At 62.3% G+C, this 387-nt stretch carries 1 protein-coding gene; it reads left to right on the plus strand.

Annotated elements, in window-relative coordinates; genetic code table 11:
• The coding region (locus IMZ11_RS44695) for an alpha/beta fold hydrolase (RefSeq protein ID WP_228649883.1) at nucleotides 1-387 on the plus strand (387 nt) is incomplete at both ends.

The raw sequence follows: 387 nt of genomic DNA on the forward strand, positions 1-387 counted from the left end.
CACCGAGTTCGGTGAAGTGCGGGTGTATCAGCATGGGCCAGCCGGCGGGCCGCCTGTGGTGTTGATCCACGGGTTTTACCTGACCTCGGCCATGTGGTGGGAGCAAATCCGCGGTCTGACAAGTGGTTTCACGGTTTATACGCTCGATATGTTGGGCCAGCCGGGAGCCAGCACACAAACGAAAGCGATGACCAAACCCGCACAATGCGCACGCAGCATCGACGCGGTATTGCAGCACCTCGATCTACGGGACGTACATCTGGTGGGTCATTCCTACGGCGGTTGGCTTGCCACCCACACCGCCGCGTTGGTGCCGAGCCGACTCAGCACACTGACGCTCCTCGATCCCGCGCACACGGTGGCTCGCCTCTCCCCTCGGTTCTGGCG

This window comes from Microtetraspora sp. AC03309, assembly GCF_020826795.1.
In the GTDB taxonomy this organism is placed as follows: Bacteria; Actinomycetota; Actinomycetes; order Streptosporangiales; family Streptosporangiaceae; genus Microtetraspora; species Microtetraspora glauca.